Raw genomic sequence first — 1,261 nt, forward strand, 5'->3', positions numbered from 1 at the left:
CGCGCATTTTAGAATCAAGTTAGCCACTGTCTCAAAATTTTTTGGACAATAAAAAACATCAAGAACAGATATCCTGTATCATTGAAGTTCCTACACAAACAATGGAAGAGGATATTGTCTTGATGCAGAAACAGGATAGCACACACCGCCAAAAAGGTCAGCACTTAACATCACTCGAGCGCGGAAAAGTGGCCGGATTCCGCCAAGCTGGGAAGTCCAATCGTTGGATTGCTGCTGAAATTGGCGTCTGCCCGCAGACCATTAATAATGAAATCAAGCGAGGTACAGTAGATCAGGTCAAGAAGAGTAATGGCAAGCGCGTCTACCATCGACAATACCTGCCAGAGGCTGCTCAGGCACGTTACGAGACTGCACGCTTGAGCTGCCATCGTCCTGACAAGTTCGCCAGCGTACAGGTCTTCTTAGCCTGGTACGTACAGCGAGCTAAGCAGGACAAATGGTCGCCGGATGCTTCAATCGGCTATGCCAAGCGACACAAGCTGTTTACTCCTGAAGAGCTTGTTTGTGCCTCGACTTTGTACCAGTACATTGACGACCAACGCCTAGAGATTCGAAATATCGACCTGTTGGAGAAGACTAAGCGGAAGACCTCTCACCAGCACCACACCAAGGCTAAGCGCCTGGCTGGCCGCAGTATCGAGGAACGGCCTAAGGTCGTTGAACGACGCAGGCAGTTCGGTCACTGGGAGATGGATACCATTGTCGGTAAACGCAATGGCAAGGAGAGCGTCATCTTGACTCTGATTGAGCGCAAGACCCGTTGCCAACTTCTCCGCTTGATCGAAGGACGAGATGCAGACTCTGTGAGCTATGCATTGCGTGGAATCAAGCGCGAATGGGGAGCTTGCATCAAGACCATCACAGCCGACAACGGACCCGAGTTCACCGCCTTAAATACTGCTTTTGCTGGGACGGAAACTGAGATCTTCTACGCCCATCCTTACACGTCCTGCGACCGTGGCACCAACGAGGCACATAACCGGATGATCCGCCAGGACTTCCCTAAGGGCATGTCCCTAGATGACATTAGCCCTAGTCAAGTGCAGGCCACGCAAGACCGCTTGAATCAGTTGCCTCGCAAACAACAGGGCTACTGTACACCCCAGCAAAACTTTGAGGCCGAAGCTCGGCGCGTTCGCCGCATGGCCCAGTAGTCTCTCTAGCGCCACAACTTCTATTTGATAACGGCCTGTTCTGGGATTGCCCTCAACGACTGGCTAACTTGTTCTTGCAATTTACG

Annotated in this window: 1 protein-coding gene; it reads left to right on the forward strand. The window is 51.4% G+C overall.

The window, feature by feature from the left end:
• Positions 1-122: 122 nt before the first annotated feature.
• Positions 123-1,175: an IS30 family transposase gene (locus JUE67_RS12620; RefSeq protein ID WP_010620018.1), complete on the forward strand. Its 1,053-nt coding sequence runs from the start codon at positions 123-125 to the stop codon at positions 1,173-1,175.
• Positions 1,176-1,261 lie beyond the last annotated feature (86 nt).

The sequence above is a fragment of the Lacticaseibacillus mingshuiensis genome (genome assembly GCF_016861785.1).
Classification (GTDB): domain Bacteria; phylum Bacillota; class Bacilli; order Lactobacillales; family Lactobacillaceae; genus Lacticaseibacillus; species Lacticaseibacillus mingshuiensis.

Coding starts and splice junctions, on each gene's coding strand:
- JUE67_RS12620 (WP_010620018.1), top strand. CDS start 123: ATGCAGAAACAGGATAGCACACACCGCCAAAAAGGTCAGCACTTAACA.